Annotated in this window: 2 protein-coding genes; both read left to right on the forward strand. The window is 51.2% G+C overall.

Annotated elements, in window-relative coordinates; genetic code table 11:
• Positions 1–705: fimbrial biogenesis chaperone (locus KXR87_RS23560; RefSeq protein ID WP_437434592.1), on the forward strand; the 705-nt coding region annotated here is incomplete at its 5' end.
• 36 nt (positions 706–741) lie between these two features.
• On the forward strand, positions 742–1052 hold a 311-nt coding region (locus KXR87_RS23565; RefSeq protein ID WP_437434593.1), incomplete at its 3' end, for a hypothetical protein.

Here is a 1052-nt window from a genome sequence, read left to right on the forward strand (position 1 = left end):
TTCTGCTTTACCGTTTTTACCGTTATTCATTTAGCCACCGCTCAGGCGGGCATTACGCCTGATGCCACCCGTGTGATTTATCCGGAAATCAGAAAAGAGGTGACCCTCGGAATTAAAAATGATTCCGCAGCGCCGCGCCTTATTCAGGCCTGGATGGACGCGGGCGAAGGTAATGATTCGACGCCACCTTTTATTATCATGCCGCCCATTTTCCGCCTGGATCCGGGTAAAGGGCAGTCGCTGCGTATTCGTTTTACCGGCGGCGCGGTTCCCCGCGACCGGGAGTCGGTGTTCTGGATAAACGTACTGGAAGTGAGCCCCACACCGCCGGGTAAAAAGGCCGGGACGCAGAACGTGATGCAGTTCCCGGTGCGTTCCCGACTGAAGCTGTTTTACCGGCCAGAGGGGTTGCCGGGTTCGCCAGAGGAAGCCGTTAAAACATTGCAATGGCGTCTGATGCCGGGCAAAAAGGGTGCAGAGCTTGAGTGCACTAACCCTTCGGCATTTAACGTTTCGTTTCATGACATCCGGCTGACACCACCCTCTGATGTGGATAAAACAAAACTGAACGGTATGTGCCCGGCGAAAGGGCGGGTGCTATTTACTCCGCCACACACCGGCCAGCAGGCGCAGGACACAGTCTTTTTCTCAGTTATTGGTGATTCAGGGCTTTTCCATTATCAGCAGGCGCGATATATAAATTAAAGCCAGCGGCAGATTATTCTTGTTGGGGTGTTAAATATGGTTTATTACAGGTTTTTACTAAAAGCAGCTGTGTTATTTTTACTTCTTCTCGTCAGCCGGACGGCGCTGGCTGGGTGTACCGCTAATGCGAAAGATTATACGTTAACGCTGCCGGCAAACTCGTTTACGGTGGGGAGCAATGTGCAGCCCAATACAGCACTTGGCCCTGTCATCACTTTTAATCCTGGTGCGGCGGATGCTGGTTATTTTGTTTGTACCGGTTCTCGGCTGGCTTACTTTGTAAAGTATGCATCGGTGATGGAACCTTCTGGTTTTGAAGGGATCTATAAAACTAAAATTCCCGGGAT

It is taken from the genome of Yokenella regensburgei (assembly GCF_051486985.1).
In the GTDB taxonomy this organism is placed as follows: Bacteria; Pseudomonadota; Gammaproteobacteria; order Enterobacterales; family Enterobacteriaceae; genus CBFFRJ01.